Source organism: uncultured Dialister sp. (assembly GCF_900538805.1).
GTDB lineage: Bacteria > Bacillota > Negativicutes > Veillonellales > Dialisteraceae > Dialister.
The window spans coordinates 1-21,175 of sequence record NZ_UPZP01000034.1 but is presented as its reverse complement, the minus strand read 5'-3'; the positions used below and the strand labels follow the sequence as shown (position 1 = coordinate 21,175).

At 53.1% G+C, this 21,175-nt stretch carries 17 protein-coding genes; 1 reads left to right on the top strand and 16 read right to left on the bottom strand.

The annotated features are described in order from the left end of the window. Positions 1–547: 547 nt before the first annotated feature. The 12 genes from QZQ29_RS04800 to QZQ29_RS04745 form a co-directional block, all read right to left on the bottom strand. Positions 548–1,159: a hypothetical protein gene (locus QZQ29_RS04800; protein WP_296960428.1), complete on the bottom strand. Its 612-nt coding sequence runs from the start codon at positions 1,157–1,159 to the stop codon at positions 548–550. A 69-nt stretch (positions 1,160–1,228) separates the two neighbouring features. Further along, the gene (locus QZQ29_RS04795) at positions 1,229–1,894 is read right to left on the bottom strand and encodes a metal-dependent hydrolase (protein ID WP_296960425.1); all 666 of its coding nucleotides are present in this window, start codon (positions 1,892–1,894) and stop codon (positions 1,229–1,231) included. A 642-nt stretch (positions 1,895–2,536) separates the two neighbouring features. Further along, a complete protein-coding gene (locus QZQ29_RS04790) occupies positions 2,537–3,127 on the bottom strand; it encodes an ANTAR domain-containing response regulator (RefSeq protein WP_296960422.1) in 591 nt (196 codons plus the stop codon). A 1-nt stretch (position 3,128) separates the two neighbouring features. Next, entirely contained in the window at positions 3,129–4,547 is a 1,419-nt protein-coding gene (locus tag QZQ29_RS04785; RefSeq protein ID WP_296960419.1) for a histidine kinase N-terminal domain-containing protein, read from the bottom strand. 108 nt (positions 4,548–4,655) lie between these two features. Beyond that, positions 4,656–5,678, bottom strand: coding sequence for a tRNA (adenosine(37)-N6)-threonylcarbamoyltransferase complex transferase subunit TsaD (tsaD, locus tag QZQ29_RS04780; protein WP_296960416.1), 1,023 nt, complete (start codon positions 5,676–5,678; stop codon positions 4,656–4,658). After that, positions 5,675–6,142, bottom strand: a complete 468-nt coding sequence (gene rimI, locus QZQ29_RS04775; protein WP_296960414.1) for a ribosomal protein S18-alanine N-acetyltransferase — start codon at positions 6,140–6,142, stop codon at positions 5,675–5,677. The genes tsaD and rimI overlap by 4 nt, the downstream gene beginning before the upstream one ends. Beyond that, entirely contained in the window at positions 6,115–6,807 is a 693-nt protein-coding gene (tsaB, locus tag QZQ29_RS04770) for a tRNA (adenosine(37)-N6)-threonylcarbamoyltransferase complex dimerization subunit type 1 TsaB (protein WP_296960412.1), read from the bottom strand. The genes rimI and tsaB overlap by 28 nt, the downstream gene beginning before the upstream one ends. Next, positions 6,791–7,270, bottom strand: coding sequence for a tRNA (adenosine(37)-N6)-threonylcarbamoyltransferase complex ATPase subunit type 1 TsaE (tsaE, locus tag QZQ29_RS04765; RefSeq protein WP_296960410.1), 480 nt, complete (start codon positions 7,268–7,270; stop codon positions 6,791–6,793). The genes tsaB and tsaE overlap by 17 nt, the downstream gene beginning before the upstream one ends. Continuing rightward, positions 7,260–8,147: a patatin family protein gene (locus tag QZQ29_RS04760; RefSeq protein WP_296960408.1), complete on the bottom strand. Its 888-nt coding sequence runs from the start codon at positions 8,145–8,147 to the stop codon at positions 7,260–7,262. The genes tsaE and QZQ29_RS04760 overlap by 11 nt, the downstream gene beginning before the upstream one ends. 48 nt (positions 8,148–8,195) lie before the next feature. Then, complete coding sequence (gpmA, locus tag QZQ29_RS04755; RefSeq protein WP_296960406.1) at positions 8,196–8,954, bottom strand: 2,3-diphosphoglycerate-dependent phosphoglycerate mutase; 759 nt, start codon at positions 8,952–8,954, stop codon at positions 8,196–8,198. A gap of 11 nt (positions 8,955–8,965) precedes the next feature. Continuing rightward, a complete protein-coding gene (gene thiL, locus QZQ29_RS04750; protein ID WP_296960404.1) occupies positions 8,966–9,955 on the bottom strand; it encodes a thiamine-phosphate kinase in 990 nt (329 codons plus the stop codon). Then, a complete protein-coding gene (locus QZQ29_RS04745; RefSeq protein WP_296960401.1) occupies positions 9,955–10,512 on the bottom strand; it encodes an isochorismatase family protein in 558 nt (185 codons plus the stop codon). The genes thiL and QZQ29_RS04745 overlap by 1 nt, the downstream gene beginning before the upstream one ends. An 829-nt stretch (positions 10,513–11,341) precedes the next feature. Here QZQ29_RS04745 and QZQ29_RS04740 point away from each other — a divergent pair. Then, positions 11,342–12,316: a hypothetical protein gene (locus QZQ29_RS04740; RefSeq protein ID WP_296960399.1), complete on the top strand. Its 975-nt coding sequence runs from the start codon at positions 11,342–11,344 to the stop codon at positions 12,314–12,316. 558 nt (positions 12,317–12,874) lie between these two features. On the opposite strand, the gene nth is transcribed toward QZQ29_RS04740, so the two are convergent. The 4 genes from nth to leuS form a co-directional block, all read right to left on the bottom strand. Then, complete coding sequence (gene nth, locus QZQ29_RS04735; protein WP_296960397.1) at positions 12,875–13,531, bottom strand: endonuclease III; 657 nt, start codon at positions 13,529–13,531, stop codon at positions 12,875–12,877. Next, positions 13,528–14,448 carry an FAD-dependent oxidoreductase gene (locus QZQ29_RS04730; protein WP_296960394.1) on the bottom strand — a complete coding sequence of 307 codons (921 nt, stop codon included), beginning with the start codon at positions 14,446–14,448 and terminating at the stop codon, positions 13,528–13,530. Before QZQ29_RS04730 ends, nth begins: the two co-directional genes overlap by 4 nt. Before the next feature lie 1,442 nt (positions 14,449–15,890). Continuing rightward, positions 15,891–17,540: a nucleoside kinase gene (locus tag QZQ29_RS04725; protein ID WP_296960392.1), complete on the bottom strand. Its 1,650-nt coding sequence runs from the start codon at positions 17,538–17,540 to the stop codon at positions 15,891–15,893. 732 nt (positions 17,541–18,272) lie between these two features. Next, positions 18,273–20,741 carry a leucine--tRNA ligase gene (gene leuS, locus QZQ29_RS04720; RefSeq protein WP_296960388.1) on the bottom strand — a complete coding sequence of 823 codons (2,469 nt, stop codon included), beginning with the start codon at positions 20,739–20,741 and terminating at the stop codon, positions 18,273–18,275. Positions 20,742–21,175: the final 434 nt, after the last annotated feature.

Here is a 21,175-nt window from a genome sequence, read left to right as displayed (position 1 = left end):
TTCAGCAGGTGCATAGGGGTCAGAGGGGAAGGTATCGCCTGACGGCGATGAGTTTTATATGCTGCCTGGCGGCAGCGAAAACCAAACAACCTCGCTTCGCTCGAGGAAATGCACCCCTTCTGCCTACGGCACCTCCCCCGGAGGGGGAGGTTTGCTCTATGCTTCCTTAGTGTTAACTTAAGTTGCTCTATCTATAGCGTCGCTAAAACTTCCCCCTCCGGGGTGGCAAGGGAACTGGATTCGTAGGGAGTCGTAGACGACTGAGAATCCAGTGACATGCTTCCCTTTAGGAGAAGTACCGCCGCAGGCGGGGATAGGGGTGTATTTCCATCACGCCGAAGGCGTGGTTGGCTTGTTTTCCCTCGCCCGTCAGGGCGGTTGCAAAGGTTTTATCATAATGGCGCCCCTCTTCATTTTTGAAGGGGCGCCCCACCACAACCCTCACGGCCATAGGCCGTGTCAAACCTAAGAACCATCAGGCCGCAGGCCTGTCAAACTTCGGGCCCACAGGCCCGTCAACCCTCACGCCGAAGGCGTGTCCACAGCATCACTCCCTTGTAATGATTTTCTGCAAAAGCGGCACTGTACCGGCAGCGGCGTCCAGTACTTCTTCCAGGTGGTCGAAGATTTCCTTCCAGTACACCAGCTCCGCCGCCGTTGTCTCTCTGCCGTACAATTTCTGCATGACCTTCCGGAAGCAGTCGTCGCCCCTGTCTTCGTAGGTGTAAATCCGGCGGCAGCGGGCTTCCATTTTCATATAGTTATCCGGAATATCTACGGTGTAGTCCATAATCTTTTCCAGTTCCCCCAGGGAAGCAGCAGCCAGGCGGGCCATGAGGGACAGTTCTTCCGGCGTCTCCCCCACCAGCATCATGTCCAGCTGCCCCAGGATGCTTTTCGTAATGTCCACCATGCGGTACATGCGCTCGATAAGGCCCCGCACGGAGTCCAGCTCCGAGGGATCCTTGTAGGCCTTGTACATGCGCTCCGTCAGGACGCCGAAGGTTCCCCTGCATTTCCGTTTCAAATCGCCGGCCTCTTCATAGGCTTCTGAAATATCCATACGCCCTTCCGCCGCTTCTCCAAGTATAAAGCCGGCCCTGCCGGCATAGCCGGAAAAGTCCCGGAGTGTTTCAAAAAACTTATCCTCTTTACTCATCTGTATCTCCATGTATGAAAACGGAAAAAGGAAAAACCATGAATTCAATCATTCATGGTTTCCCATTTCTTATAAATCAATGGTTTCGCCGGGACGGACAACGATGACGTCCAGTCCTTCCTCTTTCGCCTTTGCCTTGAAGGATTCCGCATTCTGGGAAATCACGGGCCATGTATTGTAATGAAGGGGAATCACATGCTTTGCCTTCAGGAACTTTCCTGCCAGGATAGCATCATCGGGGCCCATGGTATAATTGTCGCCGATGGGCAGGATGGCATAGTCAATGTCATAGAGTTCCCCAAAGAGCTTCATGTCGCCAAAAAGGGCGGTGTCGCCGGAATAATAGACCACCGGGCCGTCCTTAAAGGAAATGATGAAACCGCAGGGCGTGCCGCCGGCTGCGCCGCAGCTGTGGAAGACCTGCACCATTTTCACATCACCGAAGTCTGCATGGTACGTGCCGCCCAGGTTCATGGGCTGGAAATTGGAAAGGGACTTGGAGAAAAGGCCAATCACCTCCGGAATAGCCACCACCCTGGCCCCTGTGCGGAGGGCAATCTCATTGGCATCGCCGAAATGGTCGCTGTGGGCATGGGAAAGGAGGATGTAATCGCATCTCACCTTATCCGCCGTCACAGCAGCCTGCCCATTTCCCGTAAGAAAGGGATCAAAAAGGAGTCTTTCTTTCCCTGTATCAATCTTAAAGCATGCATGTCCTAAAAATGTGTACTTCATGATGGAAACCTCCTTGTTTGTGATAGATATGAGATAATTTTTTATAAAATAAGCGGCATTCCTGATGAAAAGGTTCAGATGGTTCAGAGGGTCTGGTATCGCCCATGGAGTCACTGCGTGACAGGGTTCAAAGGGTTCAGAAGGTTCATAGGGTTCAGAGGGGAAGGTATCGCCGCTTCGCGGTGATGAGTATGTATGCTGCCTGGCGGCAGCGAAAACCGTACAACCGGGCCTGCGGCCCGTCGGAAATGCACCCCTATTCCCCTACGGGGACTTCCCCCGGAGGGGGAAGTTTTAGCGACGCTATAGATAGAGCAACTTAAGTTAGCACTAAGGAAAGTATAGAGCAAATCTCCCCCTCTGGGGTGGCAAGCGAACGTGATTTGTAAGGGAGCGCAGCGACCTGAAAATCACGTGAGACGCTTTCCCGTGGAGCAGACGCCGCCGCAGGCGGCAGAAGGGGTGCATTTCCCCGCGCCATAGGCGCGGTTGTATGGTTTTCCCTCGCCCGTCAGGGCGGTTTTAAAGTTTTTGTTCATAATGGCGGCGCAGCCGCCTACCAATCCCCTTTGAACCTTCTGCACCCTCTGAACCCTTTGAATCCTCACGCCCGCAAGGGCGTGTCCATAAAGGCGCGTCCCATCACCGGTTCTTTCTTGCCATGATTTCCTTGACCACCTTCTGGGCCACGTCGGCAATGGTGATGCCTCTCTTCATGCTGGTCTGCTGCATGCGGCGGTAGGCGTCTTCTTCTGTAATGTGGTAGTAGTCCATGAGGAGTCCCTTGGCCCGATCCACGATTTTCCTGGCAGCCAGTTCTCTTTCCATGTTTTTCACCCGGTCCACCATGTCCTTTTTCTGCCTGTACTGGCTCACGGCTATCTGGATGGCGGGGAAAAGGGTTTTCTCTTCCACCGGTTTCATGACATAGCCGAAGACCATGGATTTCTTGGCCTTTTCAATCATGTCTTCATCGCCGAAGGCGGTGAGGAGGACCACGGGAGCCAGGTTGTCGTGGGCTATCATGCGGGCGGCCTGGATGCCGTCAAGTCTTGGCATTTTCACATCCAGAATGGCCAGATCCGGCTTCTTTTCCTTCACCAGGTTCAGTGCTTCCACACCGTCGGAACCTATGCCCACCACCTCGTGGCCCGCTTCTTCCAGCATTTCCCGCAGGTCCATGCAGATAAGTGCTTCATCGTCAGCAATGACGATTTTATATTTTTCCGCCATATTATCCCTCCATTACCGACAGGGGACAATCAATATCGGCTGTCACCATATGATTTTCATTTTTCAGGGAGAATTTTCCCTTCAGTTCGATTTCCGAAAGGTTCCTTACGATCTGGAGCCCCAGATCGAAGGTTTTGGTGCTGAAATCATCAGCCAGGGGATGCCCGTCGTTTTTGATATATACATGAAGGTCGGTGCCCCGGATTTCGGTGCCCACCACCAGGGTGCCCTTTTTCATATCCTTGAAACCGTGGTCAATGGCATTATGGATAAGTTCGTTGGCCGCAATGGCCAGGGGCACTGCCTTTTCAGAGTCCACGATGAGGTTCCTTCTTGATTTCTCCCTCACCACATTCACCGGAATGAGGGCCAGGCTGTCCACGGAGAGCTTGGTGATTTTGTCCAAAAGGATGTCCATATCGATTTTATCGCCGCTCTGGCTGGCCAGGATATCGTGAATCTGGGAAATACCAAGGATGCGGCTCACCGCACGCCTGAGTGCTTCCTTCGTGTCTTCATCTTTGGCCCGTCTTGCCTGCATGCGGAGCATGCCGGCTATGGTATTCAGGCTGTTTTTCACGCGGTGGTGGATTTCCTTGATAACCGAATCCTTCACAAGGATCTGTCTTTCCTTCTCCCTGATGGCGGTGACATCGGTTAGCACCAGCACTGTCCTCACCACCCGGCCGCCGGAAATGATGGGGAGCCCCCAGGCGGAAAGGGTGACGTTTTCCGATACTTCATCCCCAAAGGCAGGCCGTCCGGTCTTCATGACCCTGTCCACCAGAGGGAATCGGACGATGGTATGGCCGATCAGTTCCCGGCTCTCCACCGCTTCCTTGTCCAGCACGAAGTACAGGTCGTCGGCCATGTCATTGGCATAGATAATGCGGCCGCCGGCGTCCAGGATAATCATGCCGTCCTGGGGACGGATGCTGTAGTAGTCGGAGGTGGAAAAAGGCACCTGGAGGGCCAGGTTGGCGGTGTCCGTAAGCACCTGCTGCTGTTTCACGGAGTTTGCCATGAAGCACACCGCAGCGAAGGGGATGCCCGCATTATCCACAATGGGATAGGCCGTCACCGCCACCATGAGGCCCTGGTCCAGCTCCATGCGCCCCACCACCTTCCGTCCGGTGGTGAAAACATTTTCAATCACCGATAAATCTTCTCCCAGACGGGTGTCGCCGGATTTAAAGAAGGTGGACCCATGGGTATAAGAAGGTTTCACAGCCATAAGGATGACGGAAATATCATCATTCTTTCCTTTGGCGCATAGGTACACCTGGTTTCTGGAAATATCGGAAGCCAGCTGCAGAGCCACCTGCATATGGTCCAGGATTTTAGCCTGCACATCGGTGAGATTCGTAGTATCCCGCACCAGCGTATAGAGCTGGCTCATTTCAATTCCACGGGTCTGCATAATATTCCCCCCTTGGAAGTCCGATACAATCGTTCACCCATTTGAGTCCTGTCGAACGAGCCCCTGTGAATGAATCGGTGCTTCCTTTATTCAAAATGCAATCAATATTTACAGTTTCAGCTGGTCCGCCAGGAAAGGCAGCCTTGGATCAGCGTTGAGATTCATGGGAGCAAAGTCCCCGGCCTTTGCCATATAGTAGGCCCGGCAGCCAATCATGGCGCCATTGTCGGTGCAGAGCACCGGATCCGGGCGGCACATGCGGATGCCCCGTTTATCACATTCCGCCTTGAGCGCTTTGCGAAGGCCGCTGTTGGCAGCCACGCCGCCGGCCAGGGCGATGGTTTTATACCCTGTCACCTCGGCCGCCTTCATGGCCTTTTCCACCAGCACATCCACCACTGCCTTCTGGAAGGAAGCAGCCACATCCTTTGGATTGATTTCTTCCTTCTTCATTTTAGCGGTATTCAGGTAGTTGATAACTGCCGATTTCAATCCGCTGAAGGAAAAATCAAAGGTATGCTCCTTTCCCAGCCCCATGGGGAAGGAAATGGCGTCAGGATTTCCTTCCTGCGCCAGCCTGTCGATGTGGGGACCGCCGGGATAGGGATATCCCATGACCCGGGCAATCTTGTCGAAGGCTTCCCCTGCCGCATCATCCCTTGTCTGGCCCAGGAGCTGGAAGGTATTGTAATCCTTCACAACCACAATCATGGTATGGCCGCCGGAAACGACCAGGGACAGGAAGGGCGGCTCCAGATCCGGATACTGGAGAAGGTTGGCAAAGATATGGCCTTCCATATGGTTTACCGCCACCAGGGGCTTGTCCAGCGCCCAGGCCGCCGCCTTGGCGGCAGCCACGCCTACCAGGAGGGCTCCCACCAGCCCCGGGCCCTGGGTCACCGCAATGGCATCCATGTCTTCCCAGGAGCAGCCGGCCTGTTCCAGTGCCTCAATGGCCACGGGAAGCACATCTTCTATATGATGGCGGGAGGCGATTTCCGGCACCACCCCGCCGAATTTCTTGTGAATAGGCACCTGGGTGGAAATCACATCGGACAGGATATGGCGCCCGTCCTCAATGACCGCGCAGGATGTTTCATCACAGCTTGATTCAAAAGATAAGATTTTCATAGTTCTCCTTTAATGACTCTGGACATAATATATCCGTCTTCCCGGGGAAGTTCATATACGCCCTTCCGGGTTCCCCGGTTCAGGAAGCCGTATTTCCCATAAAGCCTTTGGGCTTCTTCATTGCTCACGCGGACTTCCAGAAACATGGTTCTCATGGAGCGCTTTTCCGCTTCCTTAATCCCTGCTTCCAGAATCAGGGCACCAATGCCCCTTTTTCTATACTCCGGCACCACGCCGATATTCACCAGCTGCCCTTCGTCGGCAACGAACCAGAAACAGCCGTAGCCTGCGATTTTTCCGTCCACCCTGGCAATAAAATATTCGCTGTGGCTTCCTTCCATATCATGGGCCACCGTTTCCTCCCGCCAGGCATCGAAAAAGCAGAGTTTTCCTATTTCATAAATGTCATGGACCGCGGAGCGTTCCGCCTTTTCAATCAGGATTTCCCGTGCTGCTTCTCCCAAAGTACCTCTGCCTCACTTCTGCGGATATAGTTGGGGAGGATGGTCAATGGACTGTCCGTCTTTCCTTCCTCCAGCTTCTTTAAAGCGGCCATGGCCAGGCTTCCCGCCCGGGCCAGCCGATTCTGGGCCGGCGCCAGTTTGATACCGGCAGAGAGAAGCTTATCCCTGTATTTATCGGCGCATTCTCCCACCGCAATGATGGGGCCGCCGTGGGAAAGGGCTGCTTCAATCACCCTGTCCACCGGCGCCGCTTCTTCCTTTTCTTCCTGCCACATGTCGTCAAAAGCGCCGTAAAGGGCGGCGTATACATTACCCCGCTGGGCGTCCAGAAGGGGCAGGATAAATGCCTGGGAGCCGGCCATATTCCATGCCAGCGCCTCCAGGGTATCCACGCCTACCAGAGGAACCTTCCAGATATAGGCCAGCATTTTGGCAGTGGCCAGACCGATGCGGAGGCCCGTGAAAGAACCGGGTCCGATGGACACAGCCACGGCAGTGATATCCCTGCGGCCAACCCCTGCCTCCTTTAACATTTCATCCATATGGGGAATGAGCTGTTCCGAATGGGTGAGTTTCCTCTGTACTGTCCATTCAGCGATAAGCCTGTCCTTCTCCGCCAATGCACAGCTCAGCACCAGGGATGATGTATCAATGGCCAGCAGCATAATTCTTAATCTCCTTTATAATTTTCTCCGGAGCCCCTTCGCCCCAGGATATAGTAATCAGTCTTTCCTCTTCACCGGAAAGGGCTATATTGATATGAATGCTTTCTTCCGGAATGAGGGATGGAAACATGTCCGCCCATTCCACAACCACCACGCCGCCTTCACCGTACTCCTCCCAGCCGATATTCCACAGGTCATCTTCACTGTGGAGCCGGTAGAAATCGAAATGCTTCAGAGGGAGCCTGCCGTCTTCATATAAATTCATGATGGTAAAGGTAGGGCTTCCTACCACACCTTTCACCCCGAGGCCTTCTGCCAGCCCCTGGACGAAGTGAGTCTTTCCTGCTCCCAGGTCGCCGGTGAGGGCAAGGAAGAGACCTTCTTCAGCCTTCTGCCCAAGAAAGCGGCCGAAATCCATGGTTTCCTTTTCACTTTTTGTAGTCAGCGCTGCATCATTCTCCATGAAGCCACCTCTTCATTTCTTCAAAACGATCCATTGCCAGCCGGTATCCCTGGCCGTGAAGCTTCCTTAGCTTTCCTGCATCCCGCTCCGTCCGTGAAACGGTGACCGGCTCATCGGGACGGATGACAAAGACGGAGCCCTCCCTTTCAAGGGCAAGCACCTTTTCCACCTTTTGGTTATACCGCTCCGGAATGGAGCACATACCCTTCACCACCGCCGGATATTGGCGGCCAAAGACAGCATTGAGGAGCCCGTGAAACCAGAAAGGCACCGGTTTCTTCCTGTAATTCACATCTCTTGTAAGGATATATACGATTTTCCCATGGGGAAATGGGATTTCCTCAGGGAGCGGCACCAGCGGCATGCCTACACCGCCATCCACATAAGCCTTTCCCCGCCACTCCACCGGCTTTGATACCAGGGGAATGGAGCAGCTGGCCTCACAAACCTTCATGAACTCTTCCTCAGAAAGGGAATGGCTGGAAATGAAATGGGACTCCCCTTTAAGACAGTCTGTAATCACCGCATAAAGCTCTTCCTCCGCTTTTCCGAAGGTTTCAAAGTCAAAGGGATCCTCCTCATGGGCCAGGGGGCCGAACATGAAATCAAAGTTAAAGAAGGACCCGCCCTTCACCATATGCCGAAGCCCCATGTACCGGGGATCCGCGGCATAGGCGGAATTCACCCGGACACTCCTGCCGCACTGCCGGGACAGATAGCCCAGCCCCTGCAGGGTGCCGGCAGAAATGCCCACCACCTTTTTGAAATAAAAGTGATGGTCCATGAAAGCATCCAGCACGCCGGCGGTAAAGAGGCCCCGCATGGCGCCTCCCTCCATCACCAGCACCGGTTCATTATCCATTTCTTTTTCCAACATACTGTTTCTATTCACCATGCAAGTGGGGAATCCCCACGCAGTACCTCCTTATTTATTTGCTGAGCAGGCAGACTGGTTCTTCACAGCGTTAATCTTCGCCTGAATGGCCTCCTGGTCCCCCAGGTAGGACACATCGTGCACCGTGAAATCAGGATTCAGATGATACACCAGCGGAATGCCGGTGGGAATATTCATGCCTGCGATTTCCTTATCCGAAATCCCTTCCAAATGCTTCCGAAGGGCCCTGATGGAATTGCCATGGGCCGCAATGAGCACCTTATCCCCTGCTTCCATGCGGGGACGGATGACTTCGTCAAAATAGGGAGCCACCCGGGCCACCGTATCCTTCAGGCATTCCGTCAAAGGAAGCTTTACCTGTCCCTTAATCTTCCGGTAAGGCGCCTGGTTCACCGGATTCCTCGGGTCATCCTCGGTCAGAGCCGGCGGACGGACATCGTAGGAACGCCTCCAGAGAAGCACCTGGGCTTCGCCGTATTTATCGGCGGTTTCCGTCTTATTCAGCCCCTGCAGGGCGCCGTAGTGCCTTTCATTCAGGTGGTAGTCCTTAATCACAGGAATCCACACCAGGTCCATTTCATCCAGCACCCGATAGGCCGTATGGATGGCCCGCTTCAGCACAGAAGTGAAGCAGCAGTCAAAGGATAGGCCTTCCTTCTTCAAAAGGCGGCCTGCCTCGCTGGCCTCCTGCATTCCCTTATCAGACAGCTCCACGTCCGTCCAGCCGCAGAACAGATTCTTCTTATTCCATTCACTTTCCCCGTGACGAATGACCACCAGTGTATACATAAGATCCTCCCTTATTTTTCAAAATGATCAAAGCCCCTGGCTTCCAGAAGCTCCTTCCTGCCATGATGATATAGATAAACGCCCTTTCCCGGTTTCTTTACCACCCTTCCCACCGGTGTGATGGACATCTCTTCCTTTATTGTATCAAAATCGGAGGGAGAAATGGTACCGGTGAGCTGGTAATCTTCTCCCCCGTTCAGCGCCCAGGCCAGCGGATCTACAGAAACCTTCTCCGCCAGAGCCTTTACATCGGAAGACAAAGGCACCTTTTCCGCATCGATTTCCATTTCCACCCCCGACGATGATGCGATTTCATTCCACTCCCTGGAAAGGCCGTCGGAAATATCATTGAGCCCGTGGGCTCCCGCCTCCCTGAGAAGAATGCCCAGGGAAATCTGGGGTTTGGGCCGCCGATGTCTTTCGACCAGGGACGGCCATTTGTCTCCCACGCCCTGGAGCAGCGCATAAAGCCCTGCCGCCGAATCGCCGGCGGTGCCTGTGACAAAGACGATATCCCCCTCCTGGGCGCCGCTCCTTGTCACCGCTTTTCCCTTCGGCACCATGCCGGTTACCGTGCCGGTAAGGATTAATCCCTTCGGGGAGCCGGTAACGTCGCCGCCCAGAAGATTCACCCGAAACTCCCTGCAGCAGGCGCGAAGGCCATCGTAGAAACTCTCCACCCAGGAAAGAGGAAGACTTCCCGGCAGGGCAATGGAAAGTACAAATCCCACCGCCTCCGCCCCCATGGCCGCCATGTCGCTGAAATTGGAAGCGCCCAGATGATACCCCACATCAAAGGGGTCCATGGTATCTTTGGTGAAATGAATGCCCTCCACCATGGTATCCGTGGAAATGACCTGGTCATATCCCTCCGGCGTCCGATACACCGCGCCGTCATCACCGGGCCCCACCACTATCATGTCCGGGCGGAAGATGAAATCGTGCATAATGCGGCGGATTAACCCAAATTCCCCCACATCATCTACCAAGAGCTCTCTCATCAGTCCTCCAAAAGGGTCACGCCCTTTTCCTTCAATTCCGCCAGCGTTTTTTCATGGTCCTTTTCCGACACATAACCAAGCCCCTTCACCAGAAGGGTCACCTTCCTGCCGGAAGCAAGAAGGGACAGCACCGTTTCCTTCACACAGTACTCCGATGCAATACCGCCTACATACACATGGGAAGAGGCAATGTCTCCCAGCTTCTTCCCTTCCCTATTCACTCCGTTGAAGGCAGAATACTCCTCCACCTCATCATCCTGTCCCTTCAGGAAACGGTTCTCAGGAGACGGCCGGTTTTCTTCCTTTTCTACTTTTTCCGAAAAAGCCGGGTCCAGCTCCGCCCCCTTCGTCCCAGCTGCGCAGTGCACCGGCCAGATCCCGCCGTTCACCTTGAAAGACTTGTTGGACGGGCTGTGCCAGTCCGACGTATAAAGGCAGCGCACCGGATGGCTGTTCATAAACCGCACCAGCTCCTCCACCGCCTCATGGCTGTGCCCGCAGGCCAGCGTGCCATCTATGAAATCATACTGACAGTCCACAATGACTAAATCATCCATAACAAATCCCTCCAATTCCTGTTTCCCTCTATTTTATCAGCTTTAAGAGGGAAGGAAAAGGGGGAAAGGGACACGCCCTAAGCGTGAAGGTTCAGAGGGTTCAGAGGGTTCAAAAGGTTCAGAGGGGAAGGTATCGCCCATGGAGCCACTGCGTGGCAGGGTTCAAAGGGTTCAGAAGGTTCATAGGGTTCAGAGGGGAAGGTATCGCCTATGGAGCCACTGCGTGGCAGGGTTCAAAGGGTTCAGAAGGTTCAGAGGGTTCAGAGGGTTCAGAGGGGAAGGTATCACCTGACGGCGATAAGTTTTATATGCTGCCTGGCGGCAGCGAAAACCTAACAACCTCGCTTCGCTCGATGGAAATGCACCCCTATCCCCGCCTGTGGCGGTACTTCTCCTAAAGGGAAGCATGTCACTGGATTCTCAGTCGCCCAAGGGCTCCCTACGAATCCAGTTCCTTTGCCACCCCGGTGGGGGAAGTTTTAGCGACTCTTTCCCTTGAGATGCTTATGAGTTCCAAAGCCGAGCGGCGCTAAGAGTTCCCCCTTCGGGGGAAAGGTGGTGCGTCAGCACCAAAAGGGGTGCATTTCCTCGCGCCATAGGCGCGGTTGTATGGTTTTCCCTCGCCCGCCAGGGCGGTTGCAAAGGTTTTATTCATAATGGCGGCGAAGCCGCCCACCACACCCCTTTGAACCTTCTGCACCTTTTGAACCCTCTGAACCTTCACGCCGAAGGCGTGTCCACAAAGCCGAATAGGAAACTTTCATAGTCCCCACCTATTGCGTCCTTTCTTTATAACAGGTATACTAGTAGGGAATTGTTTATAAAGGAGATGGACGTTTTGAATTTTGGTGACGCAGTTGTGGCCTTCCTGAATATTGGCCTTTTCAGTTCCCTTGTCAGCCGTTTTACAGGAGCAAATACGGCCATACTTGTTTTCTGCTCCCTGCTTTATCTGGGCTGTGAGCCGGTGGAAACGGTGGGTATCATGCTGACCTACCTGGTATTCATGAGGCTTACCATTTATACCCAGAAGAAAAAATTGAATTTCAAACACCTCCAGGTGTTTAAGGGATATAAAGTCTTTGTTCCGGTATTCTTCATCATCGTATCCCTCTTCATCTACCCCTTCGCCGCCCTGGCTATTTTCCTTCTTCTCTTCATGACGGAAATCCTGGCGCAGATGTGGGACGACGTGCCGGAGGACAAAAGAGCCTCCCGGGGCCAGATTACCGGCTGGGTGGCAGCAGGCTCCATCCTCACCACCCTTTCCATGATTGCGGTGAAATTCATTCCTGAAGATTTCTACTACATCATCGGCGGCATCGCAGCCTTCCTCATCTGTGTATTCTTCTACTGGCTGGGCCAGGACAGAGACCGCCTCTCCGGCATCTGGGACAAAATCGTCCTCCTGTCCTTCATCCCCCTGGGCCTCTTCGGCTTCGACCTGGCCGACTGGCTGGATGATATGCGCCGCCATGTAAACTCCACCCTCATTGCCTATAACCTGCCCTTCATTTTCCTGCCGGTCTTCTTCATCGGCTTCCTCATGGCCAATATCCTTTTCGGCATCTTCTCCCTGTCCGGACTGGTCATTACCTTCTTCGGCGCCCTGGGCCTGCGCCTCTTCGGCTACTATGAAATGTCCCGCAAAGGCAAGGCAAATCTCGTATCCCTGGGATTCACGGTCCTCGCCATCCTGCTGCTCCTCATTACCGCACCGGAACCCACCGGCGTATCCAAGGCAGTGGATGCCTTCCTCCCATCCAACCACTACGGATTCACAGGAATCCTCAATATGTTCTGATAAGGAAATCAAAAAGCTCTCCGCTGTGGAGAGCTTTTTTCATGCTATAAAAAGGTTTTTAAGATGGACCGGCCGTTGGCCGTAGTGACACGCCCTGTGGGCGTGAAGGTTCAAAGGGTTCAGAAGGTTCAGAAGGTTCAGAAGGTTCAAAAGGTTCAGAGGGGAAGGTATCGCCCTGCGGGCGGTGAGTATGTATGCTGCCTGGCGGCAGCGAAAACCGTACAACCGGGCCTGCGGCCCGTCGGAAATGCACCCCTATTCCCCTACGGGGACTTCCCCCGGAGGGGGAAGTTTGCTCTATGCCCAGCTTTTGAACTCATAAGCATCTCAAAGCATAGTGCCGCTAAAACCTCCCCCTCCGGGGGAGGTGCCGTAGGCAGAAGGGGTGCATTTCCTCGCGCCATAGGCGCGGTTGTATGGTTTTCCCTCGCCCGTAAGGGCGGTTGCAAAGGTTTTATTCATAATGGCGGCGAAGCCGCCCACCTTCACCCTTTGAACCCTCTGCACCTTTTGCACCCTTTGAACCCTCACGCCCGCAAGGGCGTGTCCTTTACCGTATCACTCCGGTTTCCAGGGCGTTACCTTCACCGTGCAGGAGGGGCATACATTCTGGAGGAAACAGGTCTCGCAGTCCGGTTTCCTTGCGTGGCACACCCGCCTTCCATGCCAGATGAGCCAGTGATGGGCGGCGGACCAGTCCTTTTTGGGGATCGCCTTCTGGAGTCCCTTTTCCACTTCCAGAGGCGTCGTGCCTTCTGCCAGTTTCAAACGGTTGGACACGCGGAAAACGTGGGTATCCACTGCAATGGCCGGATAGCCGAAGGCCACGCTCCGTACCACATTGGCCGTTTTCCTGCCCACGCCGGGGAGCTTCACCAGTTCATCGAAATCTTCCGGCACCTCTCCGTGATAGTCGGAAAGAAGCATATGGCACATGCCCAGAAGATTCTTTGCCTTTGCTTTATACAGGCCGCAGTCGTGGATTTCCGTTTCCAGCTGGCTTTGAGTAAGGGATGCCATTTTAGCCGGCGTATCCAGCCTTGGGAAAATGCGGCCCGTAATGATATTCACCCTTTTATCGGTACACTGGGCAGAAAGTATCACCGCCACCAGAAGGGTGAAGGGGCTGGTGAAATGAAGCATGGTGCCGTCATTTTTGTACACCTCGGAAAGACGGCGGAGCTGCTCTGCCTTGACCTTCTTTGTAACCCTCATAATCCGCTGCGAAGCAGGTATTCATGGGCTGCCAGGGCAGCTGCCGCCCCCTCTCCTGCCGCAATGATGACCTGCTTGTTCCTGCAGTCCGTCACATCCCCTGCAGCAAAAAGGCCATCCACATTGGTTTCGCCATCCTTGTTTGTCATGATTTCCCCAAGGGAATTCACCTTCACGTCGGAAGGGAGATAAGAATTATTCGGGATGCCGCCAGCCTCCACGAAGACACCGTCCACAGTGAGCTCTTCCGTCTTTCCGTCAGCCTTATTCTTAATCACAAGGCCGCCCACCTTCTTCTCCCCTTTCACTTCTTCCGGCGTATATCCCAGATATACCTTCACATTGTCCAGCTCCTTCATCCGCTTCACCAGGATTTCCTGGGCCCGGATACGGCTGCGCACCAGAAGATACACCGTGGGGCAGAGCTTCGCCAGCTCGATGGCCGCCTGCACAGCACTGTCGCCGCCGCCTACGATGGCCACCGTTTTCTTCCGATAGAAAGGCGCATCGCAGGTAGCACAGTAGCTCACGCCTCGGCCGGTATATTCCTTTTCCCCGGGAATATCCAGCGTCCTGCTGTGCTTTCCGGCAGTGACGATGCAGGTTTTTCCCCGTGCCTCTTTGCCGTCATCCAGATGAGCCGTAAAAGTGCCGTCCGCTTCCTTCACAAGGGACTTCACCCCTGCATACACAAATTCCACGGGATACTGCTTCACATGGGCCTCCATCTTATCCGCCAGCTCAAAGCCCGAAATGGACGGGAAACCCAGGTAATTTTCGATTTCATTGGTCAAAAGCATCTGCCCGCCGATATCTGTGGTCACCACCTTCACCGAGAGCTCCTTCCGGGCTGCATAAAGCGCCGCATTCAGCCCCGCCGGGCCTGCGCCGATAACCAGTACATCAACCATATCCATATATATTCCTCCTCTTATATCGAACTTTATCGTTTAATAATTCTATTATATATGAAACTGCTGTTTTATGCAAATAGAAGCTGCAGGTCATACTAAGGAAGCACTGATTAATTCACAGAGTTTACTTTTATAAAAATTTTTATGAAAGCAGACTCTGTGAATGAATCACTGTTTCCCTCAAGTCTCCCGTCATTTCTGCCGCTATAGATGTTAAATTCTGAATTTCTCTGCTGTTTTTTTCAGTTTCCACTGAGTTTTTACTATTTTCCGGAAATGGTGAGGGAGAAAAGCGGTACCACTTTCTGCTTTCCATCACCCTATAGAATCATTTCTTATACGTACTTGAAAACATATGGAGTGATATCCGGTAGAACCGCGTGCTTTTCGTTACCCTCTACTATATACATACCTTGAGAATGAAAAATGAAAAGTAGAAAATTGAAATTTTTTCTTTATCATGTTAAAGGAGCTGAAACAGAAATGACACCATTTCTGTTCAGCCCCTTTAACATGATACGGTTATTCAGCTTAACTCCAATAACCACGCAAAAAACAGAAAAGCCCATCAGGGGGAGTCTCCAGGTAAGTTCAACCAATGAATCAGGCGTCCGCGCCTTGGCCCTCCTACATACGTAGGTGCTGCTCGGAACATGTCGTCAGAGAGAGGAAAGTCCTGCGAGCGCTCTTCCTTATTGCTTTTCTGTCTTCTGTTTTTTGGTACTGCACTGTCTTCTGTCTATCATCGGCCGATTTTAGAAGAAGGGAGGTGTGAAAAGATGGAATTCCCTGATGTTTCTTCATTCCTCTGCCCTTCTCCTTACCGCGGATGTGGAGGGTGGCAGTTTAGAAATCGGATTCATCATCTCATGAGGTCTTTTCATCCCTCTGATACTAATATCGCAGAAGGTTCGATTTTTAGACCCCCTGGAAGAAAAATATTTTTAGAAATTTTCTCGGACCTATCCTCAGGGCTCCGCCCAGCTCCTTTCTGGGGAAGGAGCCTGCGTTACATTCTATGCTGTGAGGCCAATAGAGTGGGGGAGCATGGCGGTAGGAGATTTCTCGACTCCGCTTCGCTGCGCTCGAAATGACAGTTCGACACGTGCCGTAGTGTTATAACCTTCATAAAGGCAAAAAGCAGCCTCATACGAAGCTGTTTTTTTGCCCCAAAGAAACCCGGTGCCTTTCCATCCCCTATGGCCAATAAGTTCGGTGTCTGCATGGTCTATGGCCGCGCCAGGGTGCGACGGTCCGCGCCAGGCAGGGGAAGCGCTGATTCATGCATTGTCTGCTTTCATTCTTAAATTTTTATGCACTGCTTCGTCATGGGATTCCTTAAATAGCTCGATGAAGAAAGGAAATTTCGAGGTTCCGCTTTGCTCTACTCGAAATAACAGGATAGCAGCCGGTCGGCCGACAGCGGTCAGCGGATGGCGGCCTCCTTACCGGTTCAGGAAGGATTTTCCCATGCCCTTGTATCCCACGAATTCCCGAAGCAGGGATTCGCCGGGGACGATGGAGGTGTCCAGTTCTCGGAAGGGTCTAAGGAAGGCAAGCATCCTTCTGGCTTCCGTATAGGCGGGGCTGTTTCTTCCTATATCTTCCAAAAGGGGCCGGGCCAGTTTTTTGAGTACCGGGATTTCATAGAGGAGGGCGGTGTTGAAGACCACATTGGCCCGGTCCTGGTACTGGAAAATGTTGCGTTCTTCTCCTCTTCTCACATTGTCCCATACCATGAGGGTGTGTTCCGGTCCGTTGCCGCGGAACTGGAAGTCCCGGACCAGGCGGCGCAGGAGTCGGCTGTCGGAGGTGGAGATGCGGTTATGGTCATTGATGGTGAGCTGTGTTAACGCGGAGATGTAGACCCTGATGCACTGGTAGCCGGGCACAAAGTAGGTAAGGCGCGGATTCAGGGCGTGGAGGCCTTCCACCAGAATAGGCTGTCCCTTTCCCAGGCGGATCGGTTTTTCGTCCCATTCCTTTTTCCCTGTGATGAAATTGAAATGGGGCAGGTGCGCTTCCCTTCCTTCCAAAAGGGCGGAGACGGTGTCTTCAAAGAGGGTGAGGTCCAGGGCTTCCAGGTTTTCCCAGTTTTCATTTCCCATTTCGTCCCGGTTCCGGAAATAGTCGTCCAGGGAGAGCATGACCGGTCTCACGCCGTTCACCCAGAGGTGGACGATGAGCCTTTTCATGAAGGTGGTTTTGCCGGAGGAGGAGGGCCCTGCCATGCAGACGAGGCGGATAGACGGTTTCTGGCAACAGATGGTATCTGCCAGTTCCGCCATTTTCTTTTCCTGCAGGGCTTCCGCCGTGGCCACCAGGTCATAAATCCTTCCAGTGTCAATGGCCCGGTTCAGTTCTTCCAGGTTATGGCAGCCGATGAGTTCGCTCCAGTTCTGGGTTTCCAGAAAGACCCGGGCGTAGAGGGGATCGTCCTTCCCGGGGGTGAGTTCCGTTTCGCCGGGTCCCGGAATCTGCAGGAGGAATCCGGGGGCATAGGAATGGAGGGCAAAGGCGGTGATAAATCCCATGTCCGGCAGCATGGGGCCGAAGTAGTAGTCAATGAGGCTGCCGCATTGGTCCACATTCAGTTCGGAGAAATCAAGCTGGGACAGGAGTTCGGCGTCCTCATTTCTTCCTTTCATGCGAAGGAAGGCGATGGCCCGGTTCCTCCCTACCACCAGCTTCGTGATTTTCCTTCTTTCCGCTACAATGTCCCCCATTTTCTTTTCAAGAACGGACAGCTCTTTTTGGAGCGGCGTATGACCGTCCTTGAATTCGCAGTAAATGGATTTCCCCAGGGAATGTTTCACCTTGATATCCGCTTTTTCTCCATAGATTTCCTTCACGCCGCATACAAGCAGCATAATGGCCGTGCGGCGGTAGGCCTGGTAGGCCTGCTTGGAGGAAAGAGGTATCCAGCGGACGCTGCAGTCCCTGGGAAAGGGAGTCTGGAAATCCAGAATGTCCCCGTCACAATCTGCCAGTACCGCATCGTTCCTCCCCCGCTCTCCCCTCACGATATTCCAGAGGTTCTGGGGCGATGCGCCGTCAAAGAAATCAAAACTTCTTCCTTCACAGGTAATATGCATAGAAGTCACTCCTTTAAAGCCAATATGAAAAGCCGAAGCACTCTCCTATGTTTTATTTTAGCACAGTCATAAAATGAATGGTTTCCTGTACGGTATGGCGCTATGGTACTTCTTACCGGCAGGAAACTGTTGGCAAAGGTTTTCCTATTCGGCTTGACTCTATGGCGATTCTTACCGGCAGGAAACTGTTGGAGAAGGGTTTCCTATTCGGCTTGTCGCTGTGGTGTTTCTTACCGGCAGGAAACTGTTGGCGAATAGTTTCCCATCTGGCTTAACACCATAGTATCCCTTACCGACAGGAAACTCTTGGCGAAAGGTTTCCTATTCGGCTTGAATCCATGGCATTCCTTGCCGACAGGAAACTGGTCGCGAATAGTTTCTCATCCGGCTTGAAACTTTGCTGTTTCTTACCGACAGGAAACTGTTCGACCGGAGATTTCTCGACTCCGCTTCACTCCGCTCGAAATGACAGGGCGGCGGCCCGCTGCGTTTCATATGAGAGAGACTATTCGCAAAGGGTTTCCTATTCGGCTTGACTCTGTGGTGGTTCTCCCCTCTGTCATTTCGAGCGGTGGTACAAGTCAGTATATCCTCTATGCCTCATGGAGCCGGTGAAACGGAGTCGAGAAATCTCCTCCTCAAAGGTTCTCCATCCAGCTTGTCGCTATGGTATTTCTTACCGGCAGGAAACTAAAAATCCGGTGGCCATGGCCACCGGATTTTTTATGTTATTTATTTCACTACGATGTTCACGATGCGTTTGGGAACGACGATGACTTTTACAATCTTCTTTCCTTCGGTAAATTTCTTCACTTCCGGCAGTTCCTTTGCTTTTTCTCCGATTTCTTCGCGGCTCATGGCTACGGGGACGGTGATGGCTGCGCGGACTTTGCCGTTTACCTGTACGCCCAGTTCCACTTCATCCACCACGAGGGCCGATGCGTCGCAGGCGGGCCAGGATGCTTCGTGGACGCTCTTTTCCTTTTCGCCCAGGCCCTGCCACAGTTCTTCGGTAATGTGGGGAACGAAGGGGGCCAGGAGGATGAGGAGGTTCCGGAGCAGTTCATGGGCCAGGTTTTCTTCGATGGCGTCATGGCTTTCTGCAAAGCGGTACATTTCATTCACCAGTTCCATAATGGAGGAAATGGCGGTATTGAAGGCAAATTTGCCGTCCAGGTCTTCGGTAACCTTGGAAATGGTCTGGTGCAGTCTTCTTCTCAGTGCTGTTTCATCTTCCGACAGTTTACCTTTGTTTTCTTTGGTGAAATCCTGATATTTGCCGGTGATGGCCCATACTCTCTTCAGGAAGCGGTAGGAGCCTTCCACGCCCTGGTCGGACCATTCCAGATCCTTTTCCGGAGGAGCGGCGAAGAGGATGAAGAGGCGGGCGGTGTCAGCGCCGTATTTTCCAACGATTTCTTCCGGGGAAACCACGTTTCCTACGGACTTACTCATCTTGCCGCCGTCTTTCAGCACCATGCCCTGGCAGAGGAGGTTGGTGAAGGGTTCCGGATAGTCCACCATGCCTTCGTCCTGCAGCACTTTCATGAAGAAGCGGGAATAGAGGAGGTGGAGGATGGCATGTTCAATGCCGCCGATATACTGGTCCACAGGCATCCAGTAGTTGGCCTTATCTTTATCGAAAGGTTCTTTTTCGTTGTGGGGATCGCAGTAGCGGAGGAAGTACCAGGAGGAGTCGATGAAGGTATCCATGGTATCCGTTTCCCGGGTAGCATCAGCGCCGCACTGGGGGCACTTCACGTGGAGGAAGGTTTCGCTTGTTTCCAGAGGAGAGGTGGCTCCGGCTACAAAGTTGACGTCGGTCGGAAGCTTGACGGGCAGGTCCTTTTCCGGTACCAGCACGTTGCCGCAGTGGGGGCAGTGGATAATCGGAATGGGGCAGCCCCAGTAGCGCTGGCGGGAAATAAGCCAGTCACGGAGGCGGTAGTTGACCTTGCCTTCGCCGATACCCATGTCTTCAAATTTCTTTGTAATGGCTTCTCTGCCTTCTTTAGAGGTGAGGCCGTCGAATCCGCCGGAATTTACCAGGTATCCGTCGGCATCATAGGCTTTATCCATATCTTCCAGTTTCAGGTCATGGGCTTTGTTCTGCACCACCAGTTTCATGGGAAGATGGTATTTCTTGGCAAATTCAAAGTCTCGTTCATCATGGGTCGGTACGGCCATGACGGCACCGGTGCCGTATTCATAGAGGACGTAGTTGGCAATCCAGATAGGCACTCTTTCGCCGGTCAAAGGATGGATGGCATAGCTGCCGGTGAACATGCCCAGTTTCGGCGCATCTTCTGCGGTGCGGACGATGTCGTTCTGGTTTCTCATTTCCGTAATGAAGGCTTCCAGCTTATCTTTTTCCGGATTGTTCGCAATCAGTTTTTCTACCAGCGGATGTTCCGGAGCCAGCACCATGTAGGTAACGCCGTAAACGGTGTCCACGCGGGTGGTGTATACGGGGATGGTATCATCCATGTTTTCTACTTTGAAGGAGAACTGGGTGCCTGTGGAACGGCCGATCCAGTTTCTCTGCATGGTCTTGACTCTTTCCGGCCAGCCCGGCATATGGTCCAGGTCCGCCAGCAGGCGGTCAGCGTAGTCTGTAATCTTCAGGAACCACTGGGACAGGTCCTTCTTCACCACCGGGTTCTTACATCTCCAGCAGCGGCCTTCTTCTACCTGTTCATTGGCCAGTACGGTGTGGCAGGTGTCGCACCAGTTCACCTTGGCTTCCTTCTTGTATGCCAGACCTCTCTTGTAGAAAATTTCAAAGAGTTTCTGGGTATGTTTGTAATAGTCTTCCCGGCAGGTCAGAACCTTTCTGTCCCAGTCATAGGACAGGCCCAGTTCCTTCTGCTGGCGGGTCATATTGTCAATGTTGGAATAGGTCCAGTCTGCCGGCGGCGTGCCGTGTTTAATAGCCGCATTTTCTGCAGGCATGCCAAAGGCATCAAAGCCCATGGGATGGATTACATTGAATCCCTGCATTTTCTTGAAACGGGCCACCACATCGCCGATGGAATAGTTTCTTACATGGCCCATATGGAGATTGCCGGAGGGATAAGGGAACATTTCCAGCACATAATATTTCTTCTTAGATGGATCTGAGTGGGTCTCAAATGCCTTCGTATCCTCCCAGATTTTCTGCCATTTTTTCTCAATCTGCTGAGGAACATACTTTTCACGCATAGTTTCACCTTCCACAAAAACAATGACACATCATCATTTTTTATATAGTTGATACTTATTATATAGCTCATAGAGGGAAATAGTCAAATGGAGCGCCCTTTGGACACGCCTTCGGCGTGAGGGTTGACGGGCCTCCGGCCCGAAGGTTCTTAAGGTTCAGAGGTTTGACAGCCCTTTGGGCTGAGGGTTGTGGTATCGCCCATGGAGCCACTGCGTGGCAGGGTTCAAAGGGCTCAGAAGGTTCAGAGGGTTCAGAGGGGAAGGTATCGCCTTCGGCGATGAATATAAAGTCAGCGTTACGGGATTGGCTTTTGTGTCTCCACTGCTGCATGACATAGTGCAAAAGCCCCCTTCCCCAGGCAGAAGTCCTGCAGAGGACTTCTGAGCCGGGCTAATATGTGAGCATAGCCTGCACACAAAGCGAACACCTTAAA